This window comes from Mycobacterium sp. 852002-30065_SCH5024008, from assembly GCF_001665645.1.
GTDB classification, from domain to species: domain Bacteria; phylum Actinomycetota; class Actinomycetes; order Mycobacteriales; family Mycobacteriaceae; genus Mycobacterium; species Mycobacterium paraffinicum.
Map to the genome: position 1 here is coordinate 1 of NZ_LZSZ01000134.1, position 502 is coordinate 502.

The following is a 502-nucleotide window of genomic DNA, read 5'->3' on the forward strand; positions in this document are numbered from 1 at the left end:
CAACGACCCCGACCCTGGACCGGCGTAAATCCGCGCCGAATTAACCTCCGGCGGAAGCGCCCCAAAATCAAACACCAATTACCCCTTACCCCGTTGCAGCTGCATGAATGACCTCGAGTAGTGAAAGACGATAAGGCGCATCTGGCCGGCCACCGGCCCTGCCGACCGGCTGGCGTCAGCGGTGACCGGGTGCGGACGCATCGCTGGCGGCTGTCGCGGCCCGACTACCCGGGGTTGGCCAACCGCCGGGCGTCCGATCGCTTGTCCGTCATGAGATGGGAAAACGGTCTCGCTGTGGTCGCCCTCGCGCATCACCGGGCCACGACCGGGGCGCCGCGCCGTCGTCGCAACCGGGCTCAGCCGCAACCGGCTCTCCATAAAATCTCGCCGCGGATAAAACGAGTGGGTTGTGTTCATATCCGCTGCTATCCGGCTGATGGTGGGCGGGTGAGGACGCTGTAGCGGAAGCCGTATTTGTGGGAGTAGCCCGCGGCGGCGCCGG

1 protein-coding gene is annotated in these 502 nt (G+C 65.7%); it reads right to left on the bottom strand.

What is annotated here, in order from left to right; translation table 11 throughout:
• The coding region (locus A5781_RS26290) for a PPE domain-containing protein (RefSeq protein WP_156624280.1) at nt 1–75 on the bottom strand (75 nt) is incomplete at its 3' end.
• Between the last annotated feature and the right edge of the window lie 427 nt (nt 76–502).